The organism is Mycobacterium stomatepiae (assembly GCF_010731715.1).
Taxonomy (GTDB): domain Bacteria; phylum Actinomycetota; class Actinomycetes; order Mycobacteriales; family Mycobacteriaceae; genus Mycobacterium; species Mycobacterium stomatepiae.
In genome coordinates this window covers 310885-328499 of sequence record NZ_AP022587.1, presented here as the reverse complement: position 1 = coordinate 328499, position 17615 = coordinate 310885, and the positions used below count along the sequence as shown (strand labels likewise).

General features: G+C 65.0%; 14 protein-coding genes and 2 pseudogenes. 8 read left to right on the top strand and 8 right to left on the bottom strand.

All coding sequences use genetic code 11. The features are described from left to right. The first annotated feature begins 4 nt into the window (after positions 1-4). On the top strand, positions 5-631 hold the full coding sequence (locus G6N54_RS01650; RefSeq protein WP_163788313.1) for a precorrin-8X methylmutase: 627 nt from the start codon (positions 5-7) through the stop codon (positions 629-631). Beyond that, positions 628-2118: a precorrin-2 C(20)-methyltransferase gene (locus tag G6N54_RS01645; RefSeq protein ID WP_163788312.1), complete on the top strand. Its 1491-nt coding sequence runs from the start codon at positions 628-630 to the stop codon at positions 2116-2118. The genes G6N54_RS01650 and G6N54_RS01645 overlap by 4 nt, the downstream gene beginning before the upstream one ends. Here G6N54_RS01645 and G6N54_RS01640 read toward each other — a convergent pair. Continuing rightward, positions 2115-3693, bottom strand: a pseudogene (locus G6N54_RS01640) (PPE domain-containing protein). The gene G6N54_RS01645 and the pseudogene G6N54_RS01640 overlap by 4 nt on opposite strands. A gap of 106 nt (positions 3694-3799) precedes the next feature. On the opposite strand from G6N54_RS01640, the pseudogene G6N54_RS30960 reads away from it, so the two are divergent. Both G6N54_RS30960 and sigC read left to right on the top strand, forming a co-directional pair. After that, positions 3800-4483 (top strand): annotated as a pseudogene (locus tag G6N54_RS30960) (DUF2275 domain-containing protein); the annotation flags it as partial. A 132-nt stretch (positions 4484-4615) separates the two neighbouring features. Next, complete coding sequence (sigC, locus tag G6N54_RS30085; RefSeq protein ID WP_232073710.1) at positions 4616-5170, top strand: RNA polymerase sigma factor SigC; 555 nt, start codon at positions 4616-4618, stop codon at positions 5168-5170. Here the strand turns inward: sigC and G6N54_RS01630 are convergent. The 4 genes from G6N54_RS01630 to G6N54_RS01615 are packed head-to-tail and all read right to left on the bottom strand — an operon-like array spanning position 5167 to position 8553. Next, positions 5167-5898, bottom strand: a complete 732-nt coding sequence (locus G6N54_RS01630; protein WP_163788310.1) for a cobalt-precorrin-6A reductase — start codon at positions 5896-5898, stop codon at positions 5167-5169. The genes sigC and G6N54_RS01630 overlap by 4 nt on opposite strands. Continuing rightward, positions 5898-6653: a precorrin-4 C(11)-methyltransferase gene (gene cobM / locus G6N54_RS01625; protein ID WP_163788309.1), complete on the bottom strand. Its 756-nt coding sequence runs from the start codon at positions 6651-6653 to the stop codon at positions 5898-5900. The genes G6N54_RS01630 and cobM overlap by 1 nt, the downstream gene beginning before the upstream one ends. Next, positions 6650-7807 carry a precorrin-6y C5,15-methyltransferase (decarboxylating) subunit CbiE gene (cbiE, locus tag G6N54_RS01620; protein WP_163788308.1) on the bottom strand — a complete coding sequence of 386 codons (1158 nt, stop codon included), beginning with the start codon at positions 7805-7807 and terminating at the stop codon, positions 6650-6652. The genes cobM and cbiE overlap by 4 nt, the downstream gene beginning before the upstream one ends. Continuing rightward, positions 7804-8553 (bottom strand): SDR family NAD(P)-dependent oxidoreductase, encoded by a 750-nt coding sequence (locus G6N54_RS01615; protein ID WP_163788307.1) that lies wholly within the window; start codon positions 8551-8553, stop codon positions 7804-7806. The genes cbiE and G6N54_RS01615 overlap by 4 nt, the downstream gene beginning before the upstream one ends. A 35-nt stretch (positions 8554-8588) precedes the next feature. Here G6N54_RS01615 and G6N54_RS01610 point away from each other — a divergent pair, with 35 nt between their 5' ends. Further along, complete coding sequence (locus G6N54_RS01610; protein WP_163788306.1) at positions 8589-9002, top strand: F420-dependent biliverdin reductase; 414 nt, start codon at positions 8589-8591, stop codon at positions 9000-9002. A gap of 10 nt (positions 9003-9012) precedes the next feature. On the opposite strand, the gene G6N54_RS01605 is transcribed toward G6N54_RS01610, so the two are convergent. The 3 genes from G6N54_RS01605 to G6N54_RS01595 form a co-directional block, all read right to left on the bottom strand. Then, complete coding sequence (locus tag G6N54_RS01605) at positions 9013-9231, bottom strand: hypothetical protein (protein WP_163788305.1); 219 nt, start codon at positions 9229-9231, stop codon at positions 9013-9015. A gap of 214 nt (positions 9232-9445) precedes the next feature. Continuing rightward, entirely contained in the window at positions 9446-9973 is a 528-nt protein-coding gene (locus G6N54_RS01600; RefSeq protein WP_232073224.1) for a TNT antitoxin family protein, read from the bottom strand. Positions 9974-9981: 8 nt separating this feature from the next. After that, positions 9982-12684, bottom strand: a complete 2703-nt coding sequence (locus G6N54_RS01595; protein WP_163788303.1) for a glycohydrolase toxin TNT-related protein — start codon at positions 12682-12684, stop codon at positions 9982-9984. Between the two features lie 417 nt (positions 12685-13101). Here G6N54_RS01595 and G6N54_RS01590 point away from each other — a divergent pair, with 417 nt between their 5' ends. From G6N54_RS01590 to G6N54_RS01580, 3 genes are all read left to right on the top strand, one after another. Further along, positions 13102-14028 carry a hypothetical protein gene (locus G6N54_RS01590; RefSeq protein ID WP_232073217.1) on the top strand — a complete coding sequence of 309 codons (927 nt, stop codon included), beginning with the start codon at positions 13102-13104 and terminating at the stop codon, positions 14026-14028. Positions 14029-14991: 963 nt separating this feature from the next. After that, positions 14992-15210, top strand: coding sequence for a hypothetical protein (locus tag G6N54_RS01585; RefSeq protein WP_163788302.1), 219 nt, complete (start codon positions 14992-14994; stop codon positions 15208-15210). 1378 nt (positions 15211-16588) lie between these two features. Continuing rightward, positions 16589-17611, top strand: a complete 1023-nt coding sequence (locus tag G6N54_RS01580) for a DUF5631 domain-containing protein (RefSeq protein WP_163788301.1) — start codon at positions 16589-16591, stop codon at positions 17609-17611. Positions 17612-17615: the final 4 nt, after the last annotated feature.

Genomic DNA, 17615 nt, shown 5'->3' with positions numbered 1-17615 from the left:
GCAGGTGCTCGACTACATCCGCGACGCGGCGGAGATCTATCGCCAGTCGTTCGCGACTATCCGCGCCGAAGCCGACTTGGCACGATTCCCCGCCGACGTGTCACGGGTCGTCATCCGGTTGATCCACACCTGCGGGCAGGTCGACGTCGCCGAGCACGTCACCTTCACCGACGACGTCGTCGCCCGGACCGGCGCCGCGCTGCGAAATGGGGCTCCGGTGCTGTGCGATTCGTCGATGGTGGCCGCCGGGATCACCGCCGCCCGGCTGCCCGCCGGCAACGAGGTGGTGTCGCTGGTAGCCGACCCACGCGCGCCCGAGCTGGCCGCACGACGGCACACCACCCGCTCGGCGGCCGGTGTCGAGCTGTTGGCCGACCGGCTCGACGGCGCCGTGCTGGCGATCGGTAACGCGCCCACCGCACTGTTCCGGCTGCTCGAACTGATCGACGAGGGCGCCGCGGCGCCGGTCGCGGTGCTGGGCGGACCGGTGGGATTCGTCGGCTCGGCGCAGTCCAAGCAGGAGCTCATCCACCGCCCGCGCGGCATGGCGTATCTGGTGGTGCGGGGGCGCCGCGGCGGCAGCGCGATGGCCGCCGCCGCCGTCAACGCGATCGCGAGCGACGCCGAATGACGGCCCCCCGGAACCAGCGAGGCACACTCTGGGGCGTCGGGCTGGGCCCCGGCGACCCGGAATTGGTGACTGTCAAGGCCGCCAGGGTGATCGGCGAGGCCGACGTGGTGGCCTACCACAGCGCGCGGCACGGGCGCAGCATCGCCCGCGGCATCGCCGAACCGTATCTGCGGCCCGGCCAGATCGAGGAGCACCTGGTCTACCCGGTGACCACCGAGGCCACCGAGCATCCCGGCGGTTACGCCGGAGCGATCGAAGACTTCTACGTCGAAGCCACCGAACGCATCGCCGCACACCTCGACGCGGGACGCAGCGTGGCGCTGCTGGCCGAGGGTGACCCGCTGTTCTACAGCTCCTATATGCATTTGCACACCCGCCTCACGCAGCGGTTCGACGCCGTCATCGTCCCGGGCGTGACGTCGGTGAGCGCCGCGTCCGCCGCGCTGAGCACACCGCTGGTGGCCGGTGACGAAGTGTTATCGGTGCTGCCGGGAACCTTGCCGGTCGCCGAGCTGACCCGCCGGCTCGCCGACGCCGACGCCGCCGTCGTCCTCAAGCTCGGACGTTCATATCATGCTGTGCGGGAAGCGCTTTCGGCATCCGGGCGGCTGGACGAGGCTTTCTATGTAGAGCGGGCCAGTACCGCCGCGCAACGCATCTCGGCAGCCGCGGACGTCGACGAGGACGGCGTGCCGTACTTCTCCCTGGCGATGCTGCCGGGCGGACGGCGGTTTCAGGACCGCGCGCCGGTCGGGTCCGTCGCGGTGGTGGGTCTCGGTCCCGGCGACGTCGATTGGATGACGCCGCAGAGCCGACGCGAGCTGGCCGCCGCGACCGACCTGATCGGCTACGGCAACTACCTGGATCGCGTTCCGGTCCGCGACGGTCAGCAGCGTCATCCCAGCGACAACACCGACGAACCCGCGCGGGCGCGACTGGCCTGCGCGCTGGCCGAACGGGGACGAGCCGTGGCGGTGGTGTCGTCCGGCGACCCGGGCGTGTTCGCGATGGCCACCGCCGTCCTCGAAGAGGCCAAAAAATGGCCCGGAGTACAGGTCCGCGTGATCCCGGCGATGACGGCGGCCCAGGCCGTCGCCAGCCGGGTCGGTGCGCCGCTGGGGCACGACTACGCGGTGATCTCGTTGTCGGACCGGCTCAAGCCGTGGGACGTGATCGAGAAGCGCCTGGCCGCCGCGGCCGCAGCCGATTTGGTGCTGGCCATCTACAACCCGGCGTCCAAAAGCCGGACCTGGCAGGTCGGCGCGATGCGCGACGTCTTGCTGACTCACCGCGAACCGGGGACACCAGTGGTGATCGGGCGCAACGTGTCCGGGCCCGACGAAGACGTCCGGGTGGTGCGGCTGGCGGACCTGGATCCCGCCGACGTCGACATGCGCTGCCTGCTGATCGTCGGATCGTCTCAAACCCAGTGGTACACAGAAGATTCCGGCGACAGGGTGTTCACACCCCGGCGCTACCCTGGCTAGTCCTTGCCCCAGCTGCTCGGCAGCATCGGCAACGAGGGGCCGTCGCTGAGGCCGTCGCCGGCCAGCGTCGTCAGCCCTGCAGCCTGGCCGGCACCGGATTTGGCTGCGGCACCGGCGAATCCGAGCGGCCCGGCGCCGGACTCCCCGGCCGAGGTGGCGGGATCGTCGTCCGGCCCAGCAGCAGCGTCGTCCGGCCCAGCGGGAGCCTCGTCGAGGTCCATGAATTCGTAGCGGTAGGCCTTGTCCTTGGCGTCTTGCGCCTGACGCCGGCGGGCCTTCAACCGCTTCTTGGCGGATGCCGACGCGGCAGCGGCCGGGGCGTCGGCGTCGTCCGGCGCTGACTCCTCGGACTTGCGGCGCGAGCGATTCTTAGCGCTGGCGCTCCCCGACAATCCCGAAAGCCCAACAGCCCACAGCGCGTCGGACATGCCCGCGCCCAGACCGCTCGTGCTGGTCGGGCCGAATCCAACCCCGGGTGGCCCGCCGGCCGGCGGGGCCCCACCGGCCGGGGCGGCCGTCGCGGACGCGGGAGCAGGCGCGGGCGCACTGGCGCTCGCGCTGGTCGGCACGTTGCCGAATCCCGCCGGCGCCGGCGCGGTGGGCATCGGCGTGGGAGCCAGGGCGGGCACCGGCTGGACGGCCAGGGGTACCGCGGTGCCCACCGCGATCGCCGCCGCGCCCGCCGCGGCACCGGCGGCACCCGCCGCCGCAATTACCATCATGGCTGGGATCGCGACGACGGCCAGCTGAATCGCGATCTGGAGGAACGGCCAGAAGATCATCAGGGTGTGGAAGATCGCCCAACCCATCGCGCTCGCGAGGGTGGGCGAAAATCCCAACTGCGTGAAAAATGCGGCAAGGCTATTAACCCACGGCACCGGCGGGAACGGCCAGCCATTGGGGTTGAGCCATTTCGACACCGGCCACGCAAAACCGCTGGTGTACTGGCGCAGCCATGCCTCGAGCTGATCCATCCAGGACGGATACGTCGGCGCCGCGGCGGTGGCTTGCTGTTGAGCGGTCGACGTATCCGCGGCCGCCATCATGATCTGCGGCGCGGGCGTCGACGGCGGAACCGCGGCGAGCGCTGATTCGCTGACCGCCTCATAGGTGCTCATCGTCGTCGCCGCCTGCACCCACATCCGCGCGTAGTCGGCCTCGTTCACTGCGATCGGGATCGTGTTGATGCCGAAGAAGTTCGTCGCGACCAGGGCGCCGTGAATGGCGTGGTTGGCGGCCAGCTCGCCCAGCGTCGGCATGGCGGCCAGCGCGGCCGTATAGGCCGGCGGCCGTTTCGTGCAGTGCGGCGGCGGCCGTGCTGTCCGCGGAGCTGGCCAGCAGCCAGGTCAGATACGGGGCGTGGGCGGCAACGTACCGCTCGGCGCTGGGGCCCTGCCACTCGCCCGCCTGAACCGCACCCAGCAGCCCGGTGAGTTCGTAGGCGGCGTCGGCATATTCGGTGCTCAAGGCCGACCACGCTCCCGCGGCCGCCAGCAGAGGTCCGGGTCCGGGCCCGCTGCTCAGCAGGGTGGAGTGCACCTCCGGTGGAAACGCGAGCCAGATCGGGGCGGTCATTGCAGGCGGCCTTCCGGGAAGTTATGGGCTGTTCCTAGTGGTCGTTGGACGGCGCGATTTAGTTCCCGCCGGGTTTCTGGCACACGTCTTTGCGCCGGGCGCACACATGCGCAACGATGCAGGGATGCGGTGTGACGTTGCGCGCGAGGCGCTTTCCGCCCGGTTGGACGGCGAGCGTCCGGAAGTGCTCGCGCAGGAGGTCGATGCCCACCTGGAGACATGCCGCGGGTGCCGCACCTGGCTGATCGGCGCGGCCACCCAGACGCGGCGGCTCGCCTCGATCGAGCCCGGCGACGGACCGGATCTGGTCGCCCAAATCATGGCGAGCATCGACGAGGACCCCGAAGCGCGTCAGGGGTGGATGCGCGCCGTGCGGGCCCGCTACGCGCGCTGGGGACTCATCGCGGTGGGCGGATTCCAGGTGGCGATCGCGGGTGCCCAAATCGCCGGAGTCAATTTCGGCATGGTGTCGCATCACATGCACGGTGCGATGTCTGGCCAACATCTGCTGCACGAATCCACCGCGTGGGTGCTCGCACTGGGCGTGGCGATGGTCGCCGCCGGTATCTGGCCCGCGATGGCGACCGGGGTCGCGGCGATCGCCGGCGCCTATTCGCTTGGGCTGATGGGGTATGTCGCCGCCGACGCCCTCGACGGACAGGTGACCGCGACGCGCGTCGCCAGTCACGTGCCCGTGCTGCTGGGCCTGGCGTTCGCGGTGTTGGTGGCGCGCGAGCGAACCGGTGGGCAACGGCCGCAGGAGTCCGATTTCGACGCTTTCGACAGCGAGCTGCCCGACCGGTTCGCCGGTCGGCGGCGCGGCCATCTGCGGCCGATCAACCGGTCCCCGTCGGACCTCGCCGCAAGCTCTACGACAGCCCGTCGTAGACTGACCGAACCTGCGGAACTAAGGTGGTTGGCCATGACCGCGTCAAGCGACGACGAGGCCGTAACCGAACTGGCCTTGGCAGCCGCGCGCGGGAACGAGCGAGCGCTCGAAGCATTCATCAAGGCCACCCAGCAAGACGTGTGGCGATTCGTCACCTACCTGTCCGACGCGGGCAGCGCCGACGACCTGACCCAGGAGACGTTCCTGCGGGCGATCGGCGCGATCGAACGATTCTCCGGCCGCTCGACCGCGCGCACCTGGCTGCTGTCGATCGCGCGCCGCGTGGTCGCCGATCACATTCGCCACGTCCAATCGAAGCCACGCACCGCTCCCGGTGCCAACCCCGAGCACGTGTTGAACGGCGATCGGCACGCGCGGGGATTCGAGGACCTGGTCGAGGTGACGACGATGATCGCCAACCTCACTCCTGAACAACGCGAAGCCCTGTTACTGACTCAGCTGCTGGGGCTGCCCTACGCCGACGCCGCCGCCGTGTGCGGCTGCCCTGTGGGCACCATCCGGTCGCGGGTCGCCCGGGCTCGCGATGCGCTGCTGGCCGACGCGGAACGTGACGATCTGACCGGTTAGTTGTGGCGCTGGCGCGCAACCCATTCCGCGGCTTCGCCGACGGTATCGACCTTGTCCACGCCTTCCGGCAGTGGCGGGCGCTGGACCATCACCACCGGAATATGCAGTGCCGCAGCGGCATCCAGCTTCGCCCGGGTCATGTCGCCGCCGCTGTTCTTGGTCACCAGGGCGTCGATCCGATGGTCCCGCATGATGGCGACTTCGTCGTCGTAGCGATAAGGCCCCCGGGACAGCAGCAGCTGGTGATGGCGCGGCAGCGAGTCGACGTCCGGTTGTGTGACGGCACGAATCAAAAACCACGCGTCGCCGCGTTGGAATGCTTTTGTCCCCGAGCGGCCCGTGGTGAGGAATACCCGTTTATAACAGTGGTTTTCGACGGCCTTCGCGGCCTCGGCATCGGAAGGGACGACTTTTGCCGGGCCCGGATCCCAGGCCGGGCGGGCCAGCACCAGATGCGGGATTTTGGCCTGGCTGCACGCTTCGGCGGCGTGCGCGGTCATGGTGGCGGCGAACGGGTGGGTGGCGTCGACGACGGCGTCGATGTTTTCTTGCCGTAGCCAGCTCTGTAGGCCGTGGATGCCGCCGAAGCCGCCGATGCGCACTGAGCCGACTGGCAGCGCCGGATCCGGCACCCGACCGGCCAGCGAGCTGATCACGTCGACGCCGGGATGCAGGGCTTCGGCGAGCGCGCGCCCCTCGGCGGTGCCACCGAGCAGCAGAACCCGCATCAGTGTTGTCCTTTTGCGCGGCGCGCTTTTGAGTACAGGTAGCTGTCTTTGAAACCCTCAGCGTTGAGGACGTTGCCGATGATGATGACGGCGGTCTTGGTGATGGCAGCCTCGCGCATTTGATCGGCGATGGTTTCCAGGGTGCCGCGTAGTGTTATTTGTTGCGGCCAGCTTGCGAAAGCCACTACTGCTGAGGGTGTTTCGGGTTTATAGCCGCCGGTCCGCAGCTGCTCGACGATTGTGTCGATCTGAGCGGCGGCAAGGTGCAGTACCAGGGTGCCGCCCGATTGGGCGAGGGTTGGCAGGTCTTCGCCGGGCGGCATCGCCGTCGACAAGGTGGCTATGCGAGTCAGCGTGACCGTCTGGGCTACTCCCGGGACCGTGAGTTCTCTGTTCAAGGCGGCGGCCGCGGCAGCGAAAGCCGGTACGCCAGGCACGATTTCGTAGCCGATGCCCAGCGCGTCGAGTCGTCGGCATTGCTCGGCAAGCGCGCTGTACAGCGACGGATCACCGGAATGCAACCGAGCGACGTCGTGGCCCTTGCCGTCCGCCGTGGCGAGTTCCTCGACGATCTGCTCGAGCGTCAACGGTCCGGTGTCAACGATTTTCGCGTCGGCCGGACACAGGGACAGCAGATCGTCGGGCATGATCGACCCCGCGTACAGGCAGGTCTGGCATCGCTCGATCAGGCGTTGGCCACGGACGGTGATCAGGTCGGCGGCGCCCGGGCCCGCACCGATGAAGTACACCGTCACTTGGTCACCGTCCACTGGGTGACCGGGTGCCGAGGCCGCCAGCCGGTGAACGCGCCCAGCGGCTCGCCGTGGTAGAGCTGAAAGCGCTTGAAATCACCTTTGAGGTGCGAATAAGATTGCACCAGAATAGATTCAGATTCTGCCGTGACCACATTTGCGACCAGGCGCCCCCCTGTTGGCAGCTTTTCGAGGCACGCATCGAGGAGGCCGGGGTGGGTCAGGCCGCCGCCGATGAAGATGGCGTCGGGCGTTGCGGCGCCATCGAATTGGTCGGGCGCTCCCCCGCGCACGTCGATGTTGACACCGAACGCTTCGGCGTTGGATTCGATGTTGCCGCGACGCTGCTCGTTGTGTTCGAAGGCTACGGCGCTGCAGCCCGGCCAACTGCGGCACCACTCGACGGAAATGCTGCCGGAGCCCGCGCCGACGTCCCACAGTCGCTCGCCGGGCCGTGGCTTTAGGGCCGCCAGGGTCAGCGCCCGGATGCCCTGTTTGGTGATCTGGCCGTCATGGGCGAACACGTCGTCGGGCAGTGGCGTGACGCGCTCGTCGGGCAGGTAGCGCACGGCGATCACGTTGAGATCATCGATGTCGTCGTCGGCCCACTGGAGCGCGGTGCCGTCGCGACGGCGTTCGCCCGGGCCTCCGAGCTGTTCGAGCACGCTGATTTCAGAATCGCCGCGGCCGTGCTTTGTGAGCAGCGCGGCCACCGCTTTGGGTGTGCATCCGTTTTGCGACAGCACGATTGCCTGTCCGCCGCGGCGCACCGCCAAATGCGGCGGCGCGGTGACCAGGCTGATCACCTCGGTGTCGTGGACGTTCCATCCCATTCGAGCGCACGCCAGCGTCACCGCCGAGACATGCGGAATGATGCGGACTCTTTCCGGGCCGTAGAGCCGGATCAGGGTGCCGCCGATGCCGTGCAGAAGCGGGTCACCGCTGGCAACGATGTGAATGCGGTCATCCAGGGGAAGCGTTTGCAGGGCGGGCATCATCGGCGACGGCCACTGCCTGCGCTCGGCGGTGACCGTACCGTCGAGCAGTTTCAGTTGCCTTTCTCCGCCGTAAATGACTGTGGCCGTTTGTAATTCGATGCGAGAAATTTCGCCGAGCCCCGCCATGCCGTCGGCGCCGATACCGACCACGACGATCATCGCGGCATCCTGCGCCAGATGAATTGCGGGAGCATTCGCATCACCGCCGCCGCAGGCCCCAACGCCCACGGGATCCACAGCGTGCGCTTTTTCTTGGCGAGCGCCCGTGCGGTCGCGGCAGCCACCTGCTGCGGTGTGCTGGACAGTGGCGCCGGAGCCATGCCCTCCGTCATACGCCCGATCACGAAACCCGGACGCGAGATGAGCAAATGCACCCCGGTGCCGTGCAGTGCGTCGGCCAAGCCGCTCGCGAAGCCGTCCAGGCCGGCCTTCGCGGACCCGTAGACGTAGTTGGCCCGACGTACCCGCCAGCCGGCGATCGAGGAGAACACAATTAATTGGCCGCTGTTGGCTTTGCGCATAGCTTGCGCGAGGAGGGTGAGCATGCTGACCTGGGCGACGTAGTCGGTGTGGACGACGGCCACCGCGTGCGCGGCGTCGGCCTCGGCGCGGGCCTGGTCGCCGAGGATTCCGTAGGCGAGCACCGCGGTGCCGATGGACCCGTGCTCGGCGACGATCTCGGCGACCAATGGGGCGTGCGAGGCCAGGTTGTCGGCGTCGAATTCTCTGGTGTGAACGGCCAACGCGCCGGCTTGGTGCAGCGCCGCGACCTGCTCGTCGAGCTGATCTGCTCGGCGCGCGGCCAGCACCACCGTCGCGCCTGGAGCGAGCCGTCGCGCCAGCTCAATGCCGATTTCGCTGCGGCCACCCAGAATTAGAACTGGACCTGCGCCCGTGTCGTCCACGGCTGCGATTATCACCTGCGCTAGCGTGAGCGGTGATGGCGAACACCACGACGCGGCTGACCAACGACGCTTTGGCCTTTCTGTCCGAACGTCATCTGGCGATGCTGACCACGCTTCGTGTGGACAATTCGCCGCATGTGGTGGCTGTCGGTTTCACCTTCGACCCGGTGACCCATATCGCGCGGGTGATCACCACTGGGGGCTCGCAGAAGGCCGTCAATGCTGATCGTGCCGGGGTGGCGGTGCTCAGCCAGGTGGACGGTGCGCGCTGGCTATCGCTTGAGGGCAGCTCCAAGGTCAACAACGATCCCGATGCCGTGCGCGATGCCGAGCTGCGGTATGCGCAGCGCTACCGCACTCCGCGACCCAATCCCCGACGTGTGGTCATCGAAGTTCAGGTAGAGCGGGTGCTGGGTTCGTCAGATCTGCTCGACCGCGGCGGCGAGTAGCTTTCGCGGTTTATTCGCTGGGCTCGCGGCGCTCGAACTCAGTGCCCGAAGTGTCATCCCAGAATTTGGGCGATAACTCTGTCACGCGATCTTCCGGCGGGACAGCAGCTCTTTGCTTCCGGAAATCGGCAAACGCGTGGCGGGCACGCGCCAACTCGTCTTCGCTCGGTGCGGGTCGGCCCTCTTCTTCCGGTGTGGAAAACACCTTTCCACAAATCTTCTCACTCATATCACGGCTCCCGATCGCTACCCGGCCTTTTCAGCAGGAGGTCATCGTGTTCTCGCCTACGACATGCCTCGACGACGCGACTGCAGCGGGCCTAGCCGAAGCTACGACCGACCCGCGAGAGCCGCAACTCACATGCCTCATTGCAACGCGTGTGGGCAACGACCTCTTGAAATTTTTGCGCCGATTGGGAGGCGAGGTGGCGAGCACGCCGCTCCTAATTGCGGAGTTCAAACAGTGGTTTTCCGTCTGGATCGAGGGTAGATTCGCGAATCTCATCAGTCGTGGCTGTTAGATACAACGACAGTTTTACGAGGTCCGCAGTCCCGGCTATTTGATCCGTACTACCAATCGCAACGAGAGTATTATCTGGCGCAACTAAGGCCCAGTGCTCGGCATCATCGAATCTTCGTGTCTCGATACTAAAATTAAGAGGCAATTCGTCCGCCGAGATCGGCACTTTGACACGAGGCAAGCCTAGACGACTCCTAATTTCCAAACCAAATCTACCAAAACAATATCGCTCGATAGTGGCCATCAACGGAGCGGCTAAAATAAAGTGTTCAGGACCCATTCGGTCGGAATCCGTGATGAGAAACAGGCCCTTCCCAATTTGGCCTACAAAGATTTGAATCTCACCTAGTGATGCCGAGAATGTTGCTCGCCCATCTTCCGTCTCAGACCCGTGTGCAACCATATAACCAGCAAGTTTTCCCCATTCCTCCAGTTCCGGCGAGATTTCCACGGGCACTATCATCTCAGCACACCACCGATCTCTAGTAATTCTTCGATCGTCATTGCCCTTCCCGCACTGTCGAGTATTCGAACCTGGATAGACCCACCTGGCTGGCCCAGCCCAGGAGCGACTTCAGAAACTTCGACCTTCCAGCCACCAGGAAGATTTTCGAGCACATAGGAGTGGTATGGATCGCTGAGACTGTTGACATGCAGTGCGCGTTCCTCCCACGACGCCGGTCTTCCATCTTCCATCACTGCCAAATACTTGCCCGAGTCATTTCCAATGCGGTCCAACTCTCTACCGTAGAACTTGGCGAATTGTTCGATGTCGGTAAAAGCAACCTTGGTACCAGGCACCGCGCCTTCGTTGCCAGGAAAATTCATCCATTCTTGGCCAGTTGGGCCTGACTTGTTGAAACGCTCGGCATATTGCTGCGCAGTATATGCCTCCCCATGAGGATCGCGTCCCAAAAGCGCCTCCGGATCCCTGATCAGCTCAGCGACCGACGGCTTAATACCACCCAGTTCGGTTGGGTCATCCTTGAAGGCCCAATGCTCTTGCAAGGGCTCGCCATAATGCGGATCAGTCGGTTGGTCGGGCAACCGCTCCCATCCGTCGCCCGACGGTGCATCGGAATGCACTGGATCACCAGGCTCAGGGTCGTGCGGACCCCGATGACCATGTGCCGACGGACCATCACCATCAGACGACAGTTCGCCAGGCTTGCCGTCGTATGGAGGTCCTGGCGACTCGCCGCCCCCTAGGGGCCCGCCATCACCGAGCCCGTATGGGCCTGAGTCGCTCGGCGAGGCATCGTGTGGGCCGCCACCCGCAGAGCCGCCGTCACTAGGCGCATGCCAACCAGTACCAGCCGGTGCTGGCAGTTCGGCGGAAGGCGCACTCGAATGGGGCACCACAGATGTCAGCGCAGGCACCTGCTGCGCTGATGGCGTAGCAGCTGGTGCGGCATCAAGCGGCGCACCATCGGCTGCTGGCGGGAGGCGAGGCGGATTGGGTTCTACTAGCTGCGGACTGCGTGACGGCAAGGGCTCGGCGGGTGCGGCCGGTACCAATGCATGCTCTCGTGCGCCTCCGGCCGCTGCCTCTGAATGTCCGTGGGCCAAACCATCTGGCGCCGTTGGCGAATGAGGTGCGGGCGTGCCTGGCGGCGCGGATTCCACAGGCCTTGGCGGCGGCCCGCTCGGATTCTCAACTCGCGGTGGGCCGACCGAACGACCCCCGGGCGGAAAGTCCGTCTTGGGCACATCCAGTTTTAGGCTGTCGAGATCTTTCGTCAGGTTGGTGCCGACTTTGCCGATGTCGCCCAGCGCACCGGTCGTCGAGGCAAATTCCCCTAGTTCCCCGGCGCGCCCCGCGGCGCCAGCGCCTTCAGCGGCTTCTTCCGCGCCGCGTGCAGCCGCAGACCCTGCTTTTGCCCCCGCGCCGGCTTCTCCGAGTCCAGGAAGAAAAAACGTCGCTCCATCGAAGACGTTCTCTCCGAATCCCAATCCCGGCCGAGCAGTACTCCAATCCTCAAGGTGCAGAAGTGATTTCCACATCTGCAGATTTGCCGCGCCGCCCTCGCGTGGATTCATAATCTGGTTGAGCGTGCCTGCTTCGAACTGGCTTTGCACCATGTCCTTCCAGGTAGCCTCGGCCCCTTTGGGATCAAGGAGCAACCACGGTGCGGTCAAGTCCGCCATGCCGAGAGCAGCTTGGGCGACTCCTTTGACAACTCCTTCATTTGCGTTGACGAAGGTGTCGAAAACAGTGGCGACCTGGTTTCCGACTGCGTCACCTAGAAAGTGGGTGAACTGGCCGCGCGTGTACTTTTCCATGTCGACGACAAGGCCGTCGGCCATCTGCATCAGAAGCTTTATCCCCTGCTCGAAAGCTCTTGCTTCCCGACCCAAGTCGTGCAATACGGCGTTGATGTCACGCGCGATCTTCTTGATTTCTTCGAACGCATCGCCATCGAGCACCGAGACCACGTCATGCCAGATATCAGTCAGCGACTCCAAGCGGTGCAACAGATTTCGGATGTCGTTTTTAGCCGTCGCAACCCGGTTGGCGAAATCCTCGAGGGTGTAGGCCATCGCCACGCACCCCGCCCCCAACTTGTCCATCGCGACGCCGATTTGCGATAAAACGCGATCGATCTTTTCGCCCTCGGGGATCTGCTGCGTGCCGACCAGCGTCCTCGATCCGTCGAACGCACCTCGCATTCCGCTGACCGCTGAGCTGAACGTGCGCCAGCACCCGGCCGCGGCATGAAGCGCCGGCACATCGCCGTTGGGCCACACGTCGTCGACGAATGACTGCACCACCGCCCACAGCAGCGGAGGTGGCTCCCCTGGGCCTAGTGTTCCCGGCGGCCCCGGGGCGCCGATGTTGACGGGCTCCGCTGGCGCCTGCAACACACTCGCAGCCCCACCCACCCGCGAGGCCGCTTCCGCCTTCGACCAGTTCGACGCGTCGACTTGGATCATGACCCCGTTGCGCCGACACGCATTGATTGCTGCCGCGGCGGCATTTAACAACGACTCCGCTGTCCCTTGATACGACAGCCCGAAAAGCTCACCGGCAACATCCAGACCCGTGTTAGCCCCGAACCCAGCCGTCAATACCGCCATTGCGGCTGCCAGACCATCGCCGGTAGCGACCACGGCGCTGCCCGCGGCGAAGAGCGCCTCCGGGTCTACCGCGAGGATGGGCATGCGCGAGATTTTTGCCCAGGCCGGCCGTCGACGCACTTCACCCAAGGGTTGCGGGACGACGCTAGCCGTGGCCGGGCGTTGGCCACAATTCGTCCTCAACACCCCCAACCGTGTGGGTGCTACCTACCAGGTTGGGGCGGTTGCCTGTAACAGTGAATTGATCGGCAACTATGCCATGATTAGCCTCGCCATCAGGGCATGGGGGCATACTGAGTTGACGGATCTGCGGCATTCGGGCAACGGATTCGGTCTTCGCGATCGTGACGACATGAGAATCTTGAAACTGGGGATGGTTGAGTATGTTGACCGGCACGGGTTCGCTGGCGAAGCGGTCCCGCCGTGCTGCGCGGGTACTGTTGCGCCCCAATCCATCCAAGCGTCGCCTACTTGCACTCAGACGGCGCTCGGGAGGATGCCATGAGTGGTGACGATGAAATTCGGATAATTCTCGAGCACCTGGCCAAGTTGAGTGGCGGTCCACTGCCGCCGGGAATCACACCCGATCAGCTGGCCACGGGTCAGGTTCCCCTGAGCCAGCTATTGAGAGCCCTTGGCCTCGCCGCAAATGGCGGCGATCCCCGCGACATGGGCGACGCTCAAACCGGATATGCCGAGCGCGACGCCAAAGTCGGTGACGCCATGGCCAAATTCCCTGCCAACGAAGCAGAGTCGGCCGGAAAGTTGGGTGGTGCTGGCAGTCCCGCCGAAATGGCCCAGCAGATTCCACAGATGATCTCCGGCGTCGCCGGCGGCATCTCGGGCGCCATGCAAGGTTTCCTCCAACCTTTGAGTCAACTTCCGCAGCAGGCCGCTCAGATCGGGCAGCAGATGATGCAAGCCGGCATGGGCGCGATGCAGCACAGCGGAGAAGCGGCTGCAGCGGGCGCAGCAATTCCCGGCGAATTGACGGGTTCCACAAGCGGCGCCGGCGGTGGCGGTTTGGGCGGTGGCGGCGGACTGGGCGCCACCACCCCAACGGGGAGCCTCAATCCACTTCCCGCTCCGTCAGCCGGAACTGAGCCAGCGTCATCGCGTACTGGCTCGATCCCGCCGCCGAGTGCGGTGGCACCGACCAATATGTCGAGGGGCGGGATGGGCGCGATGCCGATGATGCCGCCGGGTGCCATGCACGGAGCCGGTGGCGGGGGTAAAGATGAAAAGCCCGACACCAAACGCATTGTCGCGCCGTCAGTTAAGAACGGCGCCCCCGTCCAGGGACGTATCACGACTCCGCCGCCGGTGCCCGAAGTCGTCAAACGCATTGAAGGCAAACCGGTTGCGAGTCGACGCATCATCCTGCCCGACCAGAAGCGCGATGAAAATGATAAGGACGGGAGCAGCTAGGGCATCGGATGGCCGGAGGCCGCTGATACTAATAGTCTCGCCGAACCATCTGCGCGAGAACGCGTTTCGGCTGCTTTCTCCAAAGCTGATTGTTGTCGAGCTCAGGCTCATATTTTGGCCCCGAAGGCAACCGGGTCGGAAACGGGGTTTCTCGATGCCCCCGGCGAGGTACGCTCCCCGCGTGTCCAATCTGCCTTACCCGCCGCCATCCCCTGCTCCTGCGTCATGGCCTACGTCGCCAGCGGTGCCCAAACATCCGTCGCGGTCCGTCGCAATTGCTTCCTTAGCGATTGCGCTCGTGGCACTCGGCGTCGCAATCGGCAGCTGGTTCCATCCTGTACCAGACAACAAACCGTCGCCGACCCCATCAGCAGCCACGTTTTCGGAACAACAAATTGCTGCGGCAAAAACGAAGGTATGTGCCACCTACCAGAAGGTGCACCAAGCCGTGCTAGTTAACACTGGCCGAAGCGGCGGTACTGATCAGACAGCGGTACTCGGGCTTGCTGCAAACGCGAGGATCGCACTTTACGACGGTGGCGACTACCTTCTTCGGACTCTGGCTGATGAACCAGCGACTCCTTCCGAGGTGGCAGCGGCAGTTCGGAGGTTGGCAAACTCGTATCAGGAGCTTGCAATCGGCTATATGGCGGAAGCGAGCCAATCTGAAACCGAATCATCGCTACATGCTGGCGACGAACCGAACTCGACCCTAAGCTGCATTTGCAAGTGAAACCGACTTTCGATTTTGGCGACATCGTTATGTTTATCTGGTTACGAAAAAAGAACTAATAAAGTGATCTGTTTAAGATTGGCTGCAGGTAGAACGTAGGGTGACTACCAACATCCGTACTGGGCGATACGATTAAGATTGTGTCGAACTTCCGATCATTCCCGGCCTCGTCGCCTGCGCCACCTTCCTGGCCAGCACCGGTGCCACCCCCACCCCAGCGAACCGGGATAATGTTCGCGGTCCTGGTCGTTGTGCTGTTGTTGACGCTCGGTGCCGCGATCGTCGGCTGGTTCCGGCCGCTACAGCCCAAACCTCCATTGCCTCCGACCTACTCAGCCCAACAGGTCGCGGACGCGAAGTCGAAGGTGTGCGCCGCGTACGAGAAGGCGCACAGTGCGGTCAAAGGTAGCGCAGCGCGAGAAGAGGTAGCGACCCTACGGCTCAACTAGCATTTGCCTTAAACGGACGACAAGCGCTCTTGGCGGGCAGCGAGTACCTACGAACAGTCCTTTCCGAAGAGCCGGCGACTCCAAACGACCTAGCTATCAAGATACAAAAGCTTACAGATTTTTTCCAAGAGCTCGCAGTCGATTATTTGAATGGCCTGAATGAGTCACAGATGCATGCTCCACTGCAAGCTGGAAATGATGCAACCTTGGCAATAGAAGGTCGTTGTAAATAATGTTGCCACCCGGAGAATGGTCGTTAGCGATAGTCGGTGATCAATGGGTCGACGACCCGGATTTGACGGCACTTTTGCATGGCAGGACGAACCGAGGAAACATCAAGGCCGGCTTTACAAATTACGGTGACGTGCTCCGTAGTGCCCAGACGGGGCCGCTGGCAGATCAGCACGGCATTACCGCTGATGATCTACGCGACGCCTTCCGGCAGGGTGAACAACAAGCACGCCAGGTGGCCGAAAAGAACGCCATCAAAGAGGGGGCATACGGCACTGCCTACGACAGCATGGTAAGCCTTCGGCAGGACCTGACAAGTTTGGCCGCAGAAGGCAATCAACGGATCGATGAGATCAAGCATTCCAAACAGCCCGTGGAAGCCAAAGTCCCGCAGATGATCGCCGCGATACATCAGTACCGGGCACTGGCCGCCATCACGGCAGCGAAGTACTCCGGCAACGTATTTGACGCGATGCAGCGGATTCTCGATGCAGAGGGCACCGGGCAGTCAGCACGCCAGTTCGCGCAAGCACATGGTGTCAACGTCGGGCAGATGTTCCGACCACCGGAGGATCAACAGACGCTAGAAGACCAGGTCCGGCGGTCGGTCGGCAACCCGGGGGCGCCCCCAGCCCTGCCGCAACAAGGTGCAATTCCCACTACCGACGTGGGAACCAATGGGCCGGAGCCGCCAGCGTTTAACCAGCAGGGCGCAACACCCCCAAGCCACGTAATCGCAGCGTCCAACCCGGGGGGCCCCACCCTCCCCCCAGCACAACCACCAGCCTCCGGGCTACAAGGTCGAGTACCGCCTGCATTAAATTCCACGGGCGCGGCTCCAGTCCAAGGTGGTGGTGCACTGGGTTCCGCTCCCGCGATACCGACCGCCACTCCGTCAGTCGCCCGCCCCGGCATGCCCTCAGTCGGTGGCGCGCCAAGTGCGGGTGTGCCCGCGTCCTCGGTATCCCCCCTGACCGGCGCCCCAACCGCCCCGGCAAGCCCGGTCCAGCCGGTCACACCGGCCGACTTGATGCACAGCTTCGACAAGGGAATGCAAGCAGGAACACCGGTTTCGGCGACGGCCGGCGCGATGCCGCCGGCTCAACCCCCGGAACCGCAAGCCCCGCCGACGACGCCAACATCCGGCATGAGCAGCGTCCCGGTCAACACGCCGGCATACGACGCCCCCGCCCCGGTCGCGCACGCGGCCACCCCCGACGCGACCCCGGCACCGCAAGTCGTCGCGGGACCATCGGCAGCAGCTGCTCCGTCCGCACCCGCACCCGCGGGCCCATTGCCGGCGTACGCCTCCGACATAAGGCCGACCATCCCCGCGGCCTCCGCCCCAGTCCTTCCATCAAGCTCACCGCCGTCGGCGATGGCAAGCTCGGCGCCCGTGCACCCCTCAGCCGGACAAGGCACCCCCGCTGGGCCCACCATGGTCCGTCAAACACCCCCGCCGGCGCCGCCATCGTCGCCGTCAAGTCTGGGCACCGAGACCGTCGCTGCCACCGCAACCGGCGCGATCGCCGGAGCCGCATCGGCCAACGCCACCGAGCGCGCCCGGCTAGAGCGACTAGTCGCGGCCGTCGCCCGTCAGCAGCCCCGGCTGGCCTGGGCAGCCGGAGACCGACCCGACGAAACCACTGTGTTGACAACCGATCTCGCCAGCGGCTGGATCCCACCGGGGATCGATCTGCCGGCGGCGGTCACGCTGCTATCCCCCGAACGCCGTCGCGGCGATATCGAGACCCTGCTCGGCGAAGTCACTCTTGCCGCCGGCTACACCCCGATCCACCACGTTGCCGAGGAAGACGAACCGGTCCCCACCTCGCCACGTCCTCGGCGTCTGCCCGACATCGACGAACTAGGTTGGGAACTCAATCAGGCAACCCAGTGGCGCGATGGCCTACCAAGACTGGCCCACACCCTGGCCAAGGCCGCGACCGGCGGCACTGGAGTGCTGGAAAAAGAGGTCGAGCTCCTGCAAACACATCTCAAAGAGGTCAGCACCCGCGTTTTGGAAAGCTATCCCGAAAACGTCGACTTCCACGAGGTCGGCAACTGGCAACTGCTGGCCGCGATCGACGCACTGGTGGCCGGTGACAAGTCATCCGCGAACTATCACCTGGCCTGGTTCCAGGCCTGCAGCACGACGATGAGCCAATAGGAAC

Bases quoted from the DNA above. Each gene is read 5' to 3' on its own strand.
- sigC (WP_232073710.1), top strand. From the start codon at position 4,616: ATGACCGCGTCAAGCGACGACGAGGCCGTAACCGAACTGGCCTTGGCA.
- G6N54_RS01590 (WP_232073217.1), top strand. From the start codon at position 13,102: ATGAGTGGTGACGATGAAATTCGGATAATTCTCGAGCACCTGGCCAAG.
- G6N54_RS01645 (WP_163788312.1), top strand. From the start codon at position 628: ATGACGGCCCCCCGGAACCAGCGAGGCACACTCTGGGGCGTCGGGCTG.
- G6N54_RS01630 (WP_163788310.1), bottom strand. From the start codon at position 5,898: ATGCGGGTTCTGCTGCTCGGTGGCACCGCCGAGGGGCGCGCGCTCGCC.
- G6N54_RS01595 (WP_163788303.1), bottom strand. From the start codon at position 12,684: ATGCCCATCCTCGCGGTAGACCCGGAGGCGCTCTTCGCCGCGGGCAGC.
- G6N54_RS01610 (WP_163788306.1), top strand. From the start codon at position 8,589: ATGGCGAACACCACGACGCGGCTGACCAACGACGCTTTGGCCTTTCTG.
- G6N54_RS01580 (WP_163788301.1), top strand. From the start codon at position 16,589: ATGAGCAGCGTCCCGGTCAACACGCCGGCATACGACGCCCCCGCCCCG.
- G6N54_RS01585 (WP_163788302.1), top strand. From the start codon at position 14,992: ATGTTCGCGGTCCTGGTCGTTGTGCTGTTGTTGACGCTCGGTGCCGCG.
- G6N54_RS01605 (WP_163788305.1), bottom strand. From the start codon at position 9,231: ATGAGTGAGAAGATTTGTGGAAAGGTGTTTTCCACACCGGAAGAAGAG.
- cbiE (WP_163788308.1), bottom strand. From the start codon at position 7,807: ATGATCGTCGTGGTCGGTATCGGCGCCGACGGCATGGCGGGGCTCGGC.